This is a genomic window from Lysinibacillus fusiformis (assembly GCF_002845985.1).
GTDB lineage: Bacteria > Bacillota > Bacilli > Bacillales_A > Planococcaceae > Lysinibacillus > Lysinibacillus fusiformis_D.
In genome coordinates this window covers 1082362-1100123 of sequence record NZ_PDFK01000001.1, presented here as the reverse complement: position 1 = coordinate 1100123, position 17762 = coordinate 1082362, and the positions used below count along the sequence as shown (strand labels likewise).

15 protein-coding genes and 1 pseudogene are annotated in these 17762 nt (G+C 37.5%); all 16 read left to right on the top strand.

All coding sequences use genetic code 11. The features are described 5' to 3' along the window. Positions 1–176: 176 nt before the first annotated feature. The 16 genes and pseudogenes from rho (at position 177) to CRI88_RS05325 (ending at position 17619) form a co-directional block, all read left to right on the top strand. Positions 177–1460, top strand: a complete 1284-nt coding sequence (rho, locus tag CRI88_RS05400) for a transcription termination factor Rho (RefSeq protein WP_036121419.1) — start codon at positions 177–179, stop codon at positions 1458–1460. An 826-nt stretch (positions 1461–2286) separates the two neighbouring features. Next, positions 2287–2355: pseudogene (locus CRI88_RS23190) on the top strand (zinc-ribbon domain-containing protein); the annotation flags it as partial. A gap of 30 nt (positions 2356–2385) precedes the next feature. After that, the gene (locus CRI88_RS05390) at positions 2386–3669 is read left to right on the top strand and encodes a TcaA 3rd/4th domain-containing protein (protein WP_139149516.1); all 1284 of its coding nucleotides are present in this window, start codon (positions 2386–2388) and stop codon (positions 3667–3669) included. Between the two features lie 14 nt (positions 3670–3683). Further along, entirely contained in the window at positions 3684–4496 is an 813-nt protein-coding gene (locus tag CRI88_RS05385; RefSeq protein WP_058843791.1) for a zinc ribbon domain-containing protein, read from the top strand. 348 nt (positions 4497–4844) lie between these two features. Then, positions 4845–6746, top strand: coding sequence for an AraC family transcriptional regulator (locus CRI88_RS05380; RefSeq protein ID WP_036123691.1), 1902 nt, complete (start codon positions 4845–4847; stop codon positions 6744–6746). 87 nt (positions 6747–6833) lie between these two features. After that, positions 6834–8558, top strand: a complete 1725-nt coding sequence (locus CRI88_RS05375; protein WP_036123690.1) for an ABC transporter ATP-binding protein — start codon at positions 6834–6836, stop codon at positions 8556–8558. Between the two features lie 38 nt (positions 8559–8596). Next, positions 8597–9391 (top strand): ABC transporter ATP-binding protein, encoded by a 795-nt coding sequence (locus tag CRI88_RS05370; protein WP_036123689.1) that lies wholly within the window; start codon positions 8597–8599, stop codon positions 9389–9391. Between the two features lie 33 nt (positions 9392–9424). Next, positions 9425–10477, top strand: a complete 1053-nt coding sequence (locus tag CRI88_RS05365) for a FecCD family ABC transporter permease (protein ID WP_036123687.1) — start codon at positions 9425–9427, stop codon at positions 10475–10477. Beyond that, the gene (locus tag CRI88_RS05360; protein WP_036123683.1) at positions 10474–11508 is read left to right on the top strand and encodes a FecCD family ABC transporter permease; all 1035 of its coding nucleotides are present in this window, start codon (positions 10474–10476) and stop codon (positions 11506–11508) included. Before CRI88_RS05365 ends, CRI88_RS05360 begins: the two co-directional genes overlap by 4 nt. Before the next feature lie 122 nt (positions 11509–11630). Continuing rightward, entirely contained in the window at positions 11631–12680 is a 1050-nt protein-coding gene (locus CRI88_RS05355) for an NAD(P)/FAD-dependent oxidoreductase (protein ID WP_036123680.1), read from the top strand. A gap of 199 nt (positions 12681–12879) precedes the next feature. Continuing rightward, positions 12880–13083, top strand: coding sequence for a 50S ribosomal protein L31 (gene rpmE / locus CRI88_RS05350; protein WP_004269457.1), 204 nt, complete (start codon positions 12880–12882; stop codon positions 13081–13083). A 116-nt stretch (positions 13084–13199) separates the two neighbouring features. After that, positions 13200–13772: a thymidine kinase gene (locus tag CRI88_RS05345; RefSeq protein WP_036123677.1), complete on the top strand. Its 573-nt coding sequence runs from the start codon at positions 13200–13202 to the stop codon at positions 13770–13772. 152 nt (positions 13773–13924) lie between these two features. Beyond that, complete coding sequence (prfA, locus tag CRI88_RS05340) at positions 13925–15001, top strand: peptide chain release factor 1 (RefSeq protein WP_036123674.1); 1077 nt, start codon at positions 13925–13927, stop codon at positions 14999–15001. Continuing rightward, positions 14988–15848 (top strand): peptide chain release factor N(5)-glutamine methyltransferase, encoded by an 861-nt coding sequence (gene prmC / locus CRI88_RS05335; protein WP_101966467.1) that lies wholly within the window; start codon positions 14988–14990, stop codon positions 15846–15848. Before prfA ends, prmC begins: the two co-directional genes overlap by 14 nt. A gap of 44 nt (positions 15849–15892) precedes the next feature. Then, the gene (locus CRI88_RS05330; RefSeq protein ID WP_036123670.1) at positions 15893–16483 is read left to right on the top strand and encodes a stage II sporulation protein R; all 591 of its coding nucleotides are present in this window, start codon (positions 15893–15895) and stop codon (positions 16481–16483) included. Positions 16484–16584: 101 nt separating this feature from the next. Continuing rightward, complete coding sequence (locus tag CRI88_RS05325; protein ID WP_089933130.1) at positions 16585–17619, top strand: L-threonylcarbamoyladenylate synthase; 1035 nt, start codon at positions 16585–16587, stop codon at positions 17617–17619. Positions 17620–17762: the final 143 nt, after the last annotated feature.

Sequence of the window (17762 nt, the reverse complement as noted above, 5' to 3'; positions counted from 1 at the left end):
TCTTCTTAAATTAACCATCCCATATTTTAAGGCAATGTTTAGTTGTATGGTAGAAAGTGTATCAGTAGTTATTATTAAACTCAGGCTACCATATAAGCATTAACAGAGCCTATCGAAAACTTCAATGATAACCCCAATAATTGTATTATATTTTGAAAAAGACTGGAGTTGTGCATATGTCTACATTGACAATCGCTCAATTAGAAAACATGACGTTAAAAGAGCTTTACGCCCTCGCACGCCAATATAAAATTTCATATTATAGCAAGCTAACGAAAAAAGAATTAATATTTGCTATTTTGAAAACGCGTTCAGAGCAAGAGGGCTATTTCTTTATGGAAGGCGTATTAGAAATTGTTTCGCAAGAGGGCTTTGGCTTCCTACGACCAATAAACTACTCACCAAGTAAAGAAGATATTTATATTTCTGCATCTCAAATCCGTCGCTTTGACCTACGTAATGGGGACAAGGTGTCTGGGAAGGTGCGACCACCGAAGGAAAATGAACGCTATTACGGCCTTTTACAAGTAGATGCTGTCAATGGCGAAGATCCTGAAGTAGCAAAGGAACGTGTGCATTTCCCTGCATTAACACCTTTATATCCTGATCGACAAATTAAGCTTGAAACAACACAGCGCAATTTATCAACACGTATAATGGATTTAGTGGCTCCTGTAGGTTTTGGTCAGCGTGGTTTAATCGTTGCACCACCAAAGGCAGGGAAAACATCTTTATTAAAAGAAATTGCAAACGCTATTACAACCAATCATCCAGAAGCTGAATTAATTGTCTTGCTGATTGATGAACGTCCTGAGGAAGTGACAGATATTGAACGTTCTGTAAATGCAGATGTTGTCAGCTCAACATTTGATGAAGTACCAGAGAATCACGTGAAAGTGGCAGAAATTGTATTAGAACGTGCACGCCGTTTAGTTGAACATAAGCGTGATGTTATCATTTTAATGGACTCTATCACGCGTTTAGCACGTGCTTTTAACTTAGTCATTCCGCCAAGTGGACGTACACTTTCAGGTGGTATTGATCCTGCTGCTTTCCATAGACCAAAACGTTTCTTTGGTTCAGCTCGTAATATTGAAGAAGGCGGTAGCTTAACAATTTTAGCAACAGCTTTAGTCGATACAGGCTCTCGTATGGATGAAGTCATCTATGAAGAATTTAAAGGTACAGGTAACTTAGAGCTTCATCTAGACCGTCAGTTGGCGGAGCGCCGTATTTTCCCTGCGCTTGATATTCGCCGCTCAGGTACACGTAAAGAAGAGCTTCTTCTTGAGCCAGAACAGCTTGAAAAACTATGGGCGATCCGTAAAACATTTTCAGATGCGCCTGATTTTGCAGAGCGCTTCCTGAAAAAGCTGCGCACGACAAAATCAAATGAAGAATTTTTTGAGAAATTGAACGAAGATATGAAAAAAGCCACAAAAGGTAAGGGGCTACTTTAACTTAAAATTTAGTTAGCTCTTCATATTGCTGATTATAATCTTCAGAAAAGAATCACCATTAACTAAAATTAGTTGATGGTGATTATGTTGTTGAAAAAAGGTAATGTCAACGGCATAATAAGCAGTTTTGTAAGGCGAGGGGTTGATTTCCGTTCCGCCAGCGTCCTTTCCAGGGGGCGTCCGATGAGCCGCTTCACTCACTGCGTTCGCTCCAGGGTCTCCTCTGTGACGCTAAATCCCCTAGGAGTGACGCTGGCTCCACTCCAATCAACCATTCTGCAAAAGTGTCTTTTCCTGAACAAAATAGCCCATTATTTATATTATAAGAGAGGATAGCCTCTTACTTTCAATGTGGAGAAGCGATGTGTGCCAACACCCCTCCATAAAAGAGTAGTGAATACCTTCACTTTTTTGCTAAAAAGTGAACATTTTTATGGATTGGAGTGGAAGGCTACTTGACTCCCGTGGGAATAGCGAGACAGGCGAGCCCCTGCACGGAGGAAGCGGCTCGGCGCTCGCCCACAGGAAAGCAAGTAGCCTGCAACGGAAATCCATTTTCACCTTTCACATAAATTCTATGGATGGTTTTGTTTTTCAACACTATGATCACCATTAACTAAAATTAGTTGATGGTGATTTTTTGTAATATAAAAAGGAAAATATTGTATGATTGTATAATCATTTTCCTAATACTATTTTACTGATAAAGGGAGCTAGAAACTAAATGTATCAAAATAGAAACTATGAAATTTGAATTAAAAAACTACAATTTACCATAAATGTATTGTATAATTATGTTATTATACATAAGGAATGGTGATTTTTAATGAGATTTTGCATAAGTTGTGGTGAAAAAAATAGTGAAGAAGTATTGTATTGTACAAATTGTGGTAATAGTCTTAGCGATGTACAAGATAAAACATCTATGAAAATTGAACCAAAACTAAGTGCTCAAAAGAAGCATCGTAAAAAAATGACTAAAAAACAGAAATGGATATTTTCTATCTCAAGTGTCCTACTATTAGTTCTTGCTATTACACATTTCGTTTTAAGTAGCATTTATGAGCCAACTAAGCAGATTAGTGCGATGAATGATGCGTATAATAATCAAGATAAAGATGCTTTCTTTCAAGAGTTTGAAGTTAAAGAGGGCACTGTAGCAGATGCTCAAAATTTTTATGCGATTGTTAAAGAGTACGGTTGGACAAATTTGAGAAATCAACTTACATATGAAGTAGAACGTATTATGAATAATGAAAATCCAGATATTATATACAATGGGGGTGAATTTATTTCTGTACATAGTAAACCTATTTTATTTGGGTTGTATGACAGGGTTGAATTCATCATTATTCCGACTGAAGTGTTTATTTATGCACCTTTTAAAAATATGACTTTACAGTTTGGGGATAAGGAAATTGTCAGTAAGAGTGATGAGGAAAATGTAGGATTTGGTCACTATATTCCAGGAGAGTATGCTTGGTCTTATAGTTATGAAGGTGGTTATATACCTTTAGCAGACGAAGGAAAACTAATGCTTGAAGCACAAGCAGACAATATTGCACAAATTGATGTAGACTGGGGTTTCCAAACAGTATCTGTAGACTCCGATTTAGAGGATGCGATTTTATATGTAAATGGAAAATCGACTGAAAAAAAAGTAAGTGAATTAAGAGAGCTTTATCCTGCGAAACTAAATAGTAAAATAGAAGTTTATGCACAAAGTCAAGATAAGGATGGTAAAACGGTAAAGTCAGATGTATTGCCACTAGATAGTGATACTATTTATTTACCATTTGAACATATTCGAACGGAACAAAAATTAGCAGAACATGAAGATATCATAAGGGATATTTATAAAAATTTCCGCTCAGACTATTCCTCTGCTATTCGATACACAAATTTTGATTACATAGGTGATTATTTCAGAGAAGGAAGTAAAATAAAAAAAGATTATGCGAAATTTGTAACGGATCATGATAATATTCCTGGCTATAACTATGAATTTTTGTTAAATGAAATAATATCATTTAATACATTATCAGATAAACAATTTGAGTTACAGTCATATGAAACTTTTAATTATTCTTCAGATAAAGAAGGTTCTATTAACTATGAACGTAAAAAGAAATATATTTTCTCATTTGAAAATGGAAAATACTTTATTGATGAAATTGTGGATTTAGATACGAAAAAGACAAAATTATAGTGAGGTATGTGTAGATGAAAAATTGTTTAACATGTGGACATTCGCAGGAGGATGGAAAATTCTGTGGGAAATGCGGGACTCCACTAGAAAGCGCTGCTCTTGAACAAGCAGCAACAATAAATAATATGACGGATTATCAAAATCAGCCGCAGCCACAAGCCGGACAGGCTGCTCAGGAAACTTCGCACAGTAGTGATCAAATTGAATTATTAAAAAAACAATCTAAATTATACTTTAATCATTTTCTAGAACAATTAAAAAAACCATCTGCAGATTTTAATGTAGAAATAGCTTGGAAAAATAATCTTACTAGTATGATTATCTATGTTTTAATTACGGCTTTATCTGTATTTTTATTAATAAAAAGTTTCACTTCACGGACGTTTGGGCTTTTCGAAAGTTATGGACCTTCTATAATTCAAGTGATTCTATATGTGTCATTATTTCTAATTTTACTAATGGCGATAAACGTATTAGCCATATTCTTAACTTCAAAATTATTTTCTGAAAACCTCAGTTTTACAAATGTGATTAGTAAAATAGGAAGTTACTACGCTCTTCCTATTGCAGTTACGATTTTAAGTATTTTATTTGGCTTGTTGAAATCTTATACATATTCCATGATTATGTTATATATTGGATTTGTGTTAGCTATCGGGATCATACCTATTTTTGTTATGGTTAAATTATTGAGTAATACATCTAAAATTATTGATAATTTCTATAGTTTTATTTTTTATCTAGTTGTAACAGCTATCTTAACTTCAATTATCTTCTCTTTTATTATTGACTCAACAATAGGGGACTATTTAAGTTTTTTAATATAAGAAATTAATAGCTTCAAAGAAAATTATTGAAGAGAAGACAGTTCACAAATACGTATCCATATGGCACTAACACATGGACAAGTTATTTTATCAAAAAGAAGCAACCTTCTAGTATTGTTGTCTTGTTCTGCAACGAAGGACCCTCATTCATATTAGACGTTAAAATTTGGCGTCTGGATGATCCTTTGAATAAAAAGAGGCTTTAAAAACAATTGTTTGTTTAATACCTGCCAAGTTCGCGCTTGGCAGGTATTTTTGTATATGTTTTATTTTATAAATGTATATTGAAATTGATAATCATTATCAATATAATGAGGCTATAAAGTATGTTTATTGAAGGAGACGAAGATGAATTATGACGCTTATATGCTTCTTTGGCAAAATGCATTTATCCAGTTGAAGCAAATCGATTACATAAATAAATCAGATGTTCATGTGTCAAAGGTTTTAACATATAGCTCGTTTCTTATTGTCACAGGAGGTGGTGCACAGGTTGTCATTGATGATCAACCCTATCACGTGCAGCGCTTCAGTATTTTTCATATAGGAAAATCTCAATGCCTTCAGATTACAGCACAACAGAGTGTGAGCTACTTTCTCATTAGCTATAAGGGGGATGTCATGTACAAAGATGCTTTTATGCAACATTTGCACATGCATTATCAACCATTTCAAACACATTTTTCATGTGTACCCGCTAATCCGATCGTCATTCACAGTATCCTTCAAGATATGTACAGTAAATGGCAATCTGGTTCCATTCAGGAGCATTTATCTGTAAGGGCCTCCTTCTATGAGCTTGTCTATCATGTCTTTCGAGAATTAGCGGAAGGGCAAGGTAAACCACATGAGATGGATAAGGCAGAAGCTGCACGATTGTTTATTAAGCAACACATTCATCAACCACTATCTATACAGACATTAGCAGATATGCTTCAGATTAGTACACGGCATTTATTACGCATCTTTAAAGCGCGTTATGAAATAGGTCCACAAATTTATTTACAGCAATTGAGAATAGAGCAAGCTAAGCAGTATTTATTAACCAATCAATATGGCATTAAAGAAATTGCCATTTCTCTTGGTTTTGAAGATGAATATTATTTTAGTCGTGCTTTTAAAAAAGCAACAAATATGGCTCCAAGTAGCTTTAGGCTGAAATATACAGCTAGTATGTCCGAAATTGCCATTACAAATGAGAATCATTTTCAATACAATAATAATCAGCTCGCGCAAGCAAAACGATTTGAGAATGGAGAAAATGAAATCATGATGAGAAAGATGATTCAGCATATAAAGCTACCTTTTTTACTAAGCCTGATTGTTTTACTGGCAGCATGTAATGAAGATACGAGCCAATCTAAGGTTGACGAACAAACTTTGTCTGATACGGCAGTGACTAGAACCGTAACAGATGATAGTGGACGCGAAGTTGAAATTCCAGTGAAGGCAGAGAGAGTCGTAACCGATTGGTATCTTGGGCAAATTTTAGCGTTAGATGTTGTACCAGTTGGAGGCGTAACGGCTAACCTTGATTATGCAGCTTTCTTAAAGCAACACTATAAGGATGGGGAAATTACGAATATTGGTACAGATGGCAAGGTATCATTAGAAAAAGTTTTAGAGTTAAAGCCAGACCTGATTATTACTTGGAATGTGGAAGATGTAGCGAAATATGAAAAAATTGCCCCGACAATTGTCTTCGCTGAAGATGCTCATCAATCAGCAATGGAGGAGATTGAGGCAATGGGAAATTACTTAGGAAGACAAGCAGAGGCTGAAAAATTTACAAAAGAATTTGAAGACCGTATAGCAAAAGCTAAGGAAAAAATCATGGATGTGATTCCAGAAGGATCCACATTTACTATTTATGAAATGTTTGAAAAAAATGCAACGATTGTAGGGCAATCAAGTGTATCAGGCGGTAGAGCACTCTATCAAATTTTGGGCATGAAACCTCAAGAAAAGGTGCAGGAGATTTTTGATACAAAGGAAGCAAGTAATGGACGTTATGAGATTTCCTATGAAGTAGTAGGTGATTATGTAGGTGACTATAACTTCATGATTAATTTCTTTAACAAAGATGGCCAGTTGCCAGCAACGTGGACAAATTTAGATGTCGTTAAAAATAATCAAGTATTAGAGCTTCCATCTGAATATTATTTTGCTTCTGATCCGCTTTCTGGCTTACACCAAGCTGAAGAATTAGCTGACAAAATAGTTGATTTTACGAAGGCTCAGCAACAATAACTGTGAAAACATGTGAGCTATCTGTATGTAGAATCAGATAGCTCATTTATTAGATACGAAAATGACATTACCATAGGAGGTTGCAACATGTTATTAAGGCGCTTTTTTTCATATTATAAACCCTATAAAGGTTTATTCATTTTAGATTTTAGCTGTGCGATATTAGTGGCACTAATCGAGCTGGCATTTCCACTTGTTTTAAATAAAGTAATTGATGATATTCTGCCAGATGGGGAATTAAAATGGATTCTTATGGCAAGTTTATTGCTGTTTGGTCTATATATTTTCAATTCTATTCTTCACTTTATCGTATCGTACTGGGGGCATATGCTAGGGATTAATATTGAAACAGATATGAGGAAGGAATCCTTTAGCCATGTGCAAAAACTATCTTTCCGATATTTTGATAACAATAAAACAGGGCATCTTGTTTCTCGATTAACGAACGATTTAATGGATATTGGTGAACTTGCTCACCATGGTCCAGAGGATATTTTTATTGCGGCAATGACGATTATTGGGACGTTTGGGGTTATGTACTATATTGATCCAACCTTTACAATTCTTATTTTCTTACTTGTACCGATCATTTTAATTTTAACGATTATTTTTGGGAAGTTAATGTCCAAAGCATTCCGTCAAATGTTCGGAGATATCGCAGATTTCAATGCGCGAGTTGAAAATAATGTAAGTGGTATTCGTGTGGTACAGGCTTTCACAAATGAAGATCATGAGATTAAACGCTTTAAAGTAAATAATGAACGATTCCGTATGACAAAGCTGTTCTCCTATAAAGTAATGGCTTGGAATGAGGCTATTTCAGGCATACTCACTAAAGTATTATCACTCTTTACTTTATTTGTAGGAGCGTATTTTGTTTTAAATGGACATATAACAAATGGAGATTTTATCGCATTTATTTTACTATCAGGTATTCTTTTAGGCCCAATTAACAAAATTAATATGTTTATAGAAAGCTATCCGAAAGGTATGGCAGGATTTAGACGCTATATCGAATTTTTAGAAACGGAACCTGAAATTGCGGATCGTCCAGAGGCAAAAATGGTTGATGAAATTAATGGCGAAATTACTTTCTCCGATGTATCGTTTGGCTATGCTGCCAATAACCGTGCCCTACATCATATTAATTTAAAAGTAAATCCTGGCGAAACCGTTGCCTTGGTAGGTCCATCTGGTGCAGGGAAATCAACAATCTGTAGTTTATTGCCACGTTTTTATGAAGTCAATGAAGGATCCATTAGTATTGATGGTATGGATATACGCGATTTTAAACTGCATTCCTTACGTTCGCATATTGGGATTGTCCAGCAGGATGTCTTTTTATTCGATGGTACCATTCGTGAAAATATTGCCTATGGTGATTTAAATGCCAGTGAAGAAGATATTTGGTATGCAGCACAACGAGCGCAACTGACGGATGTCATCAATGCTCTACCTGAAGGTATGGATACATTAATTGGTGAGCGTGGTGTGAAATTATCAGGTGGTCAAAAGCAAAGATTATCCATTGCCCGTATTTTCTTGAAAAACCCAAAAATCTTAATACTAGATGAAGCAACATCTGCATTGGATACAGAAACTGAACAAGCTATCCAACAGGCATTAAATGAACTTTCCATTGGACGTACTACATTAGTGATTGCTCACCGATTAGCAACAATTAAGGATGCAGACAGAATTGTCGTTGTGTCGAAAAAGGGCATCATTGAAGAAGGTACACACGAGCAATTAATGGAACGCCAAAATGCTTACTATGGCTTGTATACAGCTCAATTTGGTTTACAAATGTAAGAGTGGAACGCATTCTCAAAAATGAAAGGAAGTTAAAGATGTCAGTACTCGAAATAGATCATGTTGCGATTGGTTATTCTTCAGCGCTCATCGTCAACGATTTAAGTGTGGAGATTCCTAAAGGGCAAATCTCCACAATCATCGGCCCAAATGGTTGTGGCAAGTCTACTTTATTAAAGGCTGTTGCCCGTGTATTACGAACACAAAATGGAGCTGTCTATTTAGATGGCAAGGCGATACATCAATTAAAAACGAAAGATGTGGCCAAAAGAATGGCTATTTTACCTCAAACAGCAACAGCACCCGGAGGATTAACGGTTTTTGAATTGGTATCATATGGTCGCTTTCCTCACCAAGTTGGGTTTGGTTCCTTGCAAAAGGAAGACTACGAATATATCCACTGGGCGATTGATGTAACGGGGCTAAGAGAATTTAGTGATCGACCAATTGAAGCATTATCAGGTGGCCAGCGTCAGAGAGTATGGATTGCTATGGCATTGGCGCAAGGCACGGATATTTTAGTACTGGATGAACCAACAACTTATTTAGATTTAGCGCACCAGCTAGATATATTATTGCTACTGCAAAAACTAAATAAGGAAGAAGGACGAACAATTATCATGGTCTTGCATGATTTAAATCATGCGTCACGATTCTCCCACTTCATAATGGCTATGAGAGACGGCGATTTAATGGTGAACGGTAGTCCAAAAGAAGTGATGACAAAGGAAAATCTACAAAAAGTATTTAATATCGATGCAGAAATGGCTGTTTGTCCATATAGTAAAAATCCAATCTGCCTATCTTATCAGTTGTACGACATGAAGGAATAAAAGTTTAATTGAAAGTTATGAGGAGGAAGTAAAATGACTACGTCGACAGGAGTAGGAGAGCTCAACGATTTAGAGGAGCTACAGAAACGATCTCATCCGATCCGTGGAGTAGTGGCTTTAATCGTAGGAGTAATTGGATTAATATTTGCCATTGGCTTATCGATTTCTTTTGGAGCAGCAGATATTTCATTGGGTACTGTTTGGACAGCAGTTACCCATTTTTCACCAGAATTAACAACACATCAAATTATCCATGATATTCGCTTACCTCGAGTACTTGGAGCAGCATTAGTAGGTGCAAGCTTTGCAGTAGCGGGTGCTATTATGCAGGGGATGACACGTAACCCATTAGCAGACTCGGGGCTACTTGGTCTGAACTCTGGAGCGGCCTTTATGTTAGCATTGTGCTTTGCCTTCTTCCCTGGTCTGCCTTACATGTATTTAATTTTATGGTCCTTTGTAGGCGCAGGTCTTGGCGTAGCCATTGTTTATGGTATTGGCTCACTGTCAAAAGGTGGCTTAACACCGATGCGGCTAGTTCTAGCAGGTGCAGCTGTTAGTGCATTGCTTGGAGCGTTAGGAGAAGGGATTGCACTTTATTATCGTATTGGACAAGACCTAGCATTTTGGTATGCTGGCGGTGTTTCAGGTACAAAATGGAGTCATCTACAAATATTGTCCCCATGGATCTTTATTGCGATGATAGGAGCACTTATCCTATCACGTTCAATCACTGTACTGAGCTTAGGTGAAGAAATTGCAGTTGGACTTGGGCAACGGACAGCAGTTGTAAAAGTATGGGGAATGATCATTGTTTTAGTTTTAGCAGGTGCAGCCGTGTCTGTTGTCGGTGCGGTTGGTTTTGTAGGGTTAATTATCCCTCATTTAACGAGATACATAGTTGGACATGATTATCGCTGGATTATCTCTTGTTCTATAGTATATGGGGCATTGCTTGTTGTGTTAGCTGATTTAGTAGCACGTATTATCAATCCACCTTATGAAACACCGATTGGCGCACTAATTGCCTTTATCGGTGTACCATTCTTCCTTTATTTAGCACGTAAAGGAGGGAAAGAACTATGAGTAACAGCTATTTAACACCGAGTCAGCTTAAGGCGAAAAGAAAAAATTTCTCCATCCTTGTTACACTCATTGTGTTAATCATTATTACCTTTATTATTAGTATGAATACTGGCGTTATTAAACTGACGCCAATGGAAGTTCTGCGCACACTTTTTGGTCAAGGTGATGCACAACAGCAACTTATATTATTTGAGTTCAGACTTCCTAGAATTGTGATTGCTGTGTTAGTAGGTATGGGCTTAGCGGTTTCAGGCGCTATTTTACAGGGCATTTCCAAAAATGCTTTAGCGGATCCAGGAATCTTAGGGATTAATGCTGGGGCAGGACTTGCTGTCATGCTCTATGTATCATTTTTCCCAACTACGAAAGCAGCACCTGTTTATTTACTGCCAGTACTGGCTTTTGTAGGGGCAGGTTTGACAGCTGTTCTGATTTATTCACTTTCTTATAGACGACATGAAGGTATTACACCAATGCGTTTAATTTTAACAGGGGTAGCTGTGGCAGCAGGGATTAGCTCGGCTATGATTGTGCTAACACTACGCCTATCACCAGAAAATTATCAATTTGTAGCGACATGGCTAGCAGGTAGCATTTGGGGCTCGAATTGGCGATTTGTGCTGTCGCTGTTACCATGGTTAATTATCTTATTGCCTTTTGTTTATGCAAAATCACGGGTATTAAACGTACTAAATCTAGGCGAATTAACAGCTGTAGGGCTAGGTGCCTCTATTGAAAAAGAGCGCCGTTGGTTATTGGCTGCTGCTGTTGGTTTAGCTGGAGCTAGTGTTTCTGTAAGTGGAGGCATTGGTTTCGTGGGTCTTGTTGCACCACATTTAGCTCGACAACTTGTTGGCGCTAAACATCAGTTTTTACTGCCAACTGCAGCTCTGTTAGGAGGATTTTTAGTGTTGATGGCAGATACAATCGGTCGTTCTATATTAGAGCCTTCAGAAATTCCAGCGGGGATTGTGGTTGCTGTTTTAGGAGCACCTTATTTCTTATATTTATTGGCGCGATTGAAAGAGTAACTATAGTTTGTGGATGGTGTGTGAATAGTATGATCCTCGTCGGAAAGAATAGACAGGCAGTAGCTTAACACAACCTCAAAACTGTATGATCGAATCGAGACAGAAGGGGATGGAGAACGGAAATGTCAGAAGAACTATATGATGTAACGATTGTTGGTGGTGGTCCAGCTGGGCTTTATACTGCCTTTTATAGTGGGATGCGAGATTTAAAAACGAAAATTATTGAATACAGCTCACAGCTTGGCGGTCGTATGTTAATTTATCCTGAAAAAATGATTTGGGATGTCGGCGGAGTAACACCTATTTTAGGGGGACAGCTGATTAAACAACTTGTTGAGCAAGCTAAAACATTCGATCCTACAATTGTTTTAAATCAAAAGGTGGAAAAATTAGAAAAGCAACAGGATGGAACATTTATGTTGACATCTTCTACAGGTGAGAAGCATTTTTCGAAAACAGTTATTTTAGCAGTGGGGTATGGTGTTCTTTCTATGCAAAAGCTTGAAATAGAAGGAGCAGACCGATTTGAAGTAACAAATTTACATTATACAGTACAGGAACTAGAGATTTTCCGACACAAGCATGTGTTAATTTCAGGTGGTGGTAATTCTGCAGTTGATTGGGCAAATGAGCTAGAGCCAATTGCTGCAAGTGTTACAGTCGTTCATCGCCGAGATGATTTTGGCGGCCATGAAAAAAATGTCTTGCGCATGAAAGAATCCTCAGTTCGTGTAAAAACGCCATATGAGGTTGTTCAATTGCATGGTGACGGTGATTTAATTCAGTATGTGTCCATAGTCAATAAAGAGACAGGTGAAAGTGAACGAGTAGAGGTAGATGCTGTCATTGTCAACCATGGTTTGAAATGTGATTATGGTGCACTTGAAGAATGGGGATTAAACATCCAAGATGAAGTAGCGATTGTCAATGAGAAGCGTGAAACGAACATTGAAGGTGTCTATGGAGCGGGTGATTTTATTGATCATCCTAGTAAAGTAAGATTAATAGCAGGTGCATTTACGGATGGAATACTAGCATTAAATAGTGCCAAGCTATATTTGGAGCCAGATGCACCGAAAGTAGCCTATGTGTCATCACATAATATTCGCTTCAAAGAACGAAACGAGCAAATTGGGTTAGTAGACAATGATTATCGCGAAGTTCGTGGATAAGAAAGATGGAAGGTTCGTTTTTAATATTTTTTACTTGAAAATAATAAAATGACTATGCTATACTTCAAAAGTATGCAACGTGTACATATGTAGCTGACCCTTTCGACGCAAATTTTGTAGTCGACATATTCGGGCTATGTAAGGTACAGTTCGATAATACTCTGTTCCAGATGGTTCAGGGCGAGAGGAGAAAACGAATATGAAACAAGGAATTCATCCAGACTACAAAGAAGCAACAGTAACTTGCTCTTGTGGGAACACTTTCAAAACTGGTTCAGTAAAAGAAAACATCGTTGTCGAGTTCTGCAACGAATGTCACCCATTCTACACTGGCCGTCAAAAATTCGCGTCTGCTGATGGTCGCGTGGATCGTTTCAACAAAAAATACGGTCTTAAAAACTAATGTTAGTTTAATACCTGCCAAGCATGCGCTTGGCAGGTATTTTTTTCAGTAAATAATACACGTTGATGCAATACCTTTCAAAATCCACATTGACATAAAGAAAGGGAGAAGACAGAATGGCACAGCTATATTTTAAACATGGTGCAATGAATAGTGGAAAATCAATAGAAATTCTAAAAGTTGCCCATAATTATGAAGAACAACAAAAGCCTGTGATGATGTTTACTTCAGGTTTAGATACACGTGATGAGGTTGGCTTTGTTTCCAGTCGAGTAGGTTTACGCCAACAAGCCATCCCTGTTTATGAGGATACAAATATTTTTGAACTAGTGGAATCCAATACTGTCAAGCCATACTGTGTGCTTGTGGATGAAGTTCAATTTTTAAAAAAAGCACATGTTTTACAACTTGCTAACATTGTGGATAAATTGGACATCCCCGTGATGGGCTTTGGCTTAAAAAATGATTTTCAAAATGAGCTATTTGAAGGTAGCCAATACATGCTTACATATGCAGATAAAATTGAGGAAATGAAAACAATTTGCTGGTTCTGTCATAAAAAAGCAACAATGAATTTACGAGTAGATGAAAGTGGAAAGCCAGTCTACACAGGTGATCAAATTCAAATTGGTGGTAATGACTCGTATTATCCGGTTTGTCGAAAATGTCACGCACAGCCACCACTTTAAAGCCAATAGACAGGTGGATACGCTAAGAAAAAGTAGCATACATGCGAAATTTTTCTTATACTAAGTAGTGGAAATAAACATTGTAATTACTGAATAAAAGCTTCTTTGTCAAAAAGGAGCATACCTTAAAAAACTAAATAGAGGTGAAATCCATGTTTGATCGATTACAAGCAGTGGAGGATCGTTATGAAAGGCTAACAGAGCTTTTGAGCGATCCGGATATTGTGAATGATAGTAAGAAATTACGTGAATATTCTAAGGAACAATCAGATATCCAAGAAACAGTGGATACTTATCGTGAATATAAAAGTGTTAAAGAGCAGATAGTAGATACTCGTGAAATGTTAGATAGTGAAAAAGATCCTGATATGCATGAGATGGTAAAGGAAGAATTTAACCTATTAAAAGCACAGCAGGAAGAGCTAGAAGAACGTCTACGCATTTTATTAATTCCTAAAGATCCTAATGATAATAAAAACGTTATCATGGAAATTCGTGGAGCAGCTGGTGGTGACGAGGCCAATATTTTTGCGGGTGATTTATTCCGTATGTACTCTCGCTATGCGGAAACACAAGGCTGGAAAATTGATATTATGGAAGCTACACCAAACCCAATGGGCGGCTATAAAGAAGTAATCTTTATGATTAACGGACAAGGAGCCTATTCAAAATTCAAATTCGAAAATGGTGCACACCGCGTACAACGTGTCCCTGCTACCGAATCTCAAGGTCGTATTCATACATCGACGGCAACAGTTGCGTGTTTACCTGAAGTGGAGGAAGTAGATGTTGAAATCCATGAAAAGGATATTCGTGTAGATACATTTGCCTCTTCAGGTGCTGGTGGTCAATCTGTAAATACAACGATGTCTGCTGTTCGTATGACCCATTTACCAACAGGTGTTGTGGTTTCGATGCAGGATGAACGCTCACAAATTAAAAATCGTGAAAAAGCCATGAAAATTCTACGTGCTCGTGTTGCTGATATGTATATGCAAGAAGCACAAAAAGAAATTGATGCTACACGTAAATCTGCTGTAGGCTCAGGCGATCGCTCCGAGCGAATTCGCACATACAATTATCCACAAAACCGTGTAACAGATCACCGTATAGGTTTAACGATTCAAAAGCTAGATCAAATCGTCGAAGGAAGACTAGGCGAGATTATCGATGCCCTTATTTTAGAAGAACAAGCATCGAAGTTAGAGCGATTAAATGATGACTTATAAAAATGTGATGGAGGCCCTAGAGTGGGCTTCTTCTTTTTTAGTGGATAATGGTCGTGAGCAAACAGCAGCACGTATCGTCATGCAACATGTACTTGGTACAAGTTATTCAGAAGTTATGTTGCACTTACAGGATGAATTAACAGCAGCACAGCAAGTGAAATTTAAAGCGCTCATAGAAGAACATGTCAATGGCCGCCCTGTACAATATTGTGTTGGAAGTGAAGAATTTTATGGCCGCTCCTTCCTAGTCGATGAATCTGTCTTAATTCCTCGGCCAGAAACAGAGGAGCTAGTACTTGGTACAATCAATCGCCTGCCTAAACTATTTTCACAACAAACCCTGAAGTTGGCTGATATCGGTACAGGCAGTGGAGCTATTGCTATTTCGATGAAACTGGAATGTCCAGCGCTAACTGTTGTAGCCACTGATTTATCACAGGATGCACTAGCGACGGCGCAAAAAAATGCTCAACGATTAGAGGCTGATATTGATTTTAGGTTGGGCGATTTAACAGCGCCACTTGCAGGAGAAAAATTGGATGTTGTCTTATCAAACCCACCGTATATTGCCTTTGATGAGGCACAGGAAATGTCGAATGTTGTACTAGAGCATGAGCCACATAGTGCACTATTTGCTGAGGAAGATGGTCTGATTTTGTATAGAAAATTAGCTGAGCAACTACCAGCCTACATGAATAAACCAGCATTGATTGGGTTAGAAATCGGTTATACACAAGGTGAGCAAGTAGCCAAATTCTTTCAAGATAGTTTTCCACATGCGACAGTTTCAATAGAAAAAGATATTAACGGTAAGCCTCGAATGATTTTTTGTGAGATTCATGTATAAAGTTTCTTAATCTTGCCAACAATGTTGAGCAAGGAGGGATTTATATGTTAAATGAATACAAGATTATTAGATTACCTAAACAAAATATCTTTCTAGCTTTTGCTAGACTAGTATTAATCGCGATTGCTTTACAATTATGTATTTTATATATTCCATCATTAGTAGGCTTTGCCAAGGAAGCTACCAATGATGAGCAAGAAAACGATTTTCGTATACGTGTTATTGCGAACAGTAATACGACACAAGATCAGCTAGAGAAAGAGCAGCTTGTCCAAGAATTAAAGCCATACTTTATGCAAGTAGCCACTGCTGGCAATGTAGGGAGTGAGCAAATTCTTTCGCTAAAACAACAAATTGAAACAGAATTGAGCGAAAATTATCCACAGATGGATACACAGATTGTCATTGGGGATAACTTATTTCCACCAAAAAGACAAGGTGCTGTACTCTATCCACAAAATGTGTATCACTCGATTGTTGTGAAGATTGGTGATGCACGTGGGGATAACTGGTGGTGCAGTATCTTCCCATCTATTTGTGAGCCTGAAAAAGAAGAAGTAAAAGAAGAAGTAAAAGAAGAAAAAGAGCAAGTAACATTCTTTATATGGGAATGGATTAAAGGACTTTTTGAATGAATTGTGCACAAATTCAGACAACTTATACACATTTTTTCGTAAGTTATAAACATTATGTGGATAATTCAGTAAAAACCAATAATTGAAGGTAGGTTTTAATGATGGAAACCGTTTGCAAGGTTGTGGACAGTAATGTGAATAGTCAGATTAATTATACACAAGCTGTGGATATCTTAAATGCGGGAGAGGTAGTAGCATTTCCGACAGAAACGGTTTATGGCTTAGGAGCAGTGGCCACAAATGATTTGGCAGTGAAAAAGATATTTGAAGCAAAAGGCCGACCTTCAGATAATCCTTTAATTGTCCATGTGGGGACAAAAGAGGAAGTAGCCATTTATATCGATCAAATTTCTGAAGTAGCCAAACAGTGCATGGATTTCTTTTGGCCCGGCCCCTTAACGCTTGTAATGCCAGCAAAGCCAAATGTTTTAGCACAAAGTGTCACAGCTGGGTTATCAACAGTGGGCATTCGAATGCCGAATCATCCAGTAGCACTCGCATTGCTACAGCAGCTTCAAAAACCGCTTGCTGCACCAAGTGCCAATCGTAGCGGTAAACCAAGCCCTACAGAGGCAGTCCATGTATTAGATGATTTGGGAGGATACATACCTTATATTTTGGATGGAGGTTCTACAGGCATTGGGCTCGAATCTACTGTGTTAGATGTGACACATGAACCTCCAGTAATTTTACGTCCAGGTGGCATTACAAAGGAAATGCTTGAGGCGAAGATAGGTCCCGTTATTCAACCAACCAATATAGAGCAGAAGCTAGAAACAACGCCTAAAGCACCAGGCATGAAATATACACATTATGCTCCAAATGCTCCTGTGTATTTAATAGATTGTCATTATGAGAAAGTCAGCGAGGCTGTTCAGCGAATGCAGCGAGAAGGACATGTAGTAGCATTGCTTGCACCAGTGAATTTTGAAGATATCAAAGCTGATTTTTACTTCTCAATTGGTGAAGTTGGAAGTAAACAAGAAATGGGTGCGAACTTATACAATGCACTTAGAGCATGTGATAAAACCGCCGCTACCATTATATTAGCAACAACAACCTCAACAGAAGGTGTAGGAGCAGCTATCATGAATAGACTTGAAAAGGCCTCTGGAGGCAAATGGTATTCATTATAAATGAATATAGTTCAGGTACATTAGCGACAAAAGACATTGATATAAATCATGTCTTTTGTCCTTTTTGTTTATCATTACAAAATATAAAAGAAAAACTATTGTGGACAATTATGATAATAATGTATTTTCGAGCATAAAATGAT

Coding starts and splice junctions, on each gene's coding strand:
- CRI88_RS05360 (WP_036123683.1), top strand. CDS start 10,474: ATGAGTAACAGCTATTTAACACCGAGTCAGCTTAAGGCGAAAAGAAAA.
- CRI88_RS05375 (WP_036123690.1), top strand. CDS start 6,834: ATGTTATTAAGGCGCTTTTTTTCATATTATAAACCCTATAAAGGTTTA.
- prfA (WP_036123674.1), top strand. CDS start 13,925: ATGTTTGATCGATTACAAGCAGTGGAGGATCGTTATGAAAGGCTAACA.
- CRI88_RS05390 (WP_139149516.1), top strand. CDS start 2,386: ATGAAAATTGAACCAAAACTAAGTGCTCAAAAGAAGCATCGTAAAAAA.
- rho (WP_036121419.1), top strand. CDS start 177: ATGTCTACATTGACAATCGCTCAATTAGAAAACATGACGTTAAAAGAG.
- CRI88_RS05325 (WP_089933130.1), top strand. CDS start 16,585: ATGGAAACCGTTTGCAAGGTTGTGGACAGTAATGTGAATAGTCAGATT.
- CRI88_RS05330 (WP_036123670.1), top strand. CDS start 15,893: ATGTTAAATGAATACAAGATTATTAGATTACCTAAACAAAATATCTTT.
- CRI88_RS05370 (WP_036123689.1), top strand. CDS start 8,597: ATGTCAGTACTCGAAATAGATCATGTTGCGATTGGTTATTCTTCAGCG.
- CRI88_RS05355 (WP_036123680.1), top strand. CDS start 11,631: ATGTCAGAAGAACTATATGATGTAACGATTGTTGGTGGTGGTCCAGCT.
- CRI88_RS05385 (WP_058843791.1), top strand. CDS start 3,684: ATGAAAAATTGTTTAACATGTGGACATTCGCAGGAGGATGGAAAATTC.
- rpmE (WP_004269457.1), top strand. CDS start 12,880: ATGAAACAAGGAATTCATCCAGACTACAAAGAAGCAACAGTAACTTGC.
- prmC (WP_101966467.1), top strand. CDS start 14,988: ATGATGACTTATAAAAATGTGATGGAGGCCCTAGAGTGGGCTTCTTCT.
- CRI88_RS05380 (WP_036123691.1), top strand. CDS start 4,845: ATGAATTATGACGCTTATATGCTTCTTTGGCAAAATGCATTTATCCAG.
- CRI88_RS05345 (WP_036123677.1), top strand. CDS start 13,200: ATGGCACAGCTATATTTTAAACATGGTGCAATGAATAGTGGAAAATCA.
- CRI88_RS05365 (WP_036123687.1), top strand. CDS start 9,425: ATGACTACGTCGACAGGAGTAGGAGAGCTCAACGATTTAGAGGAGCTA.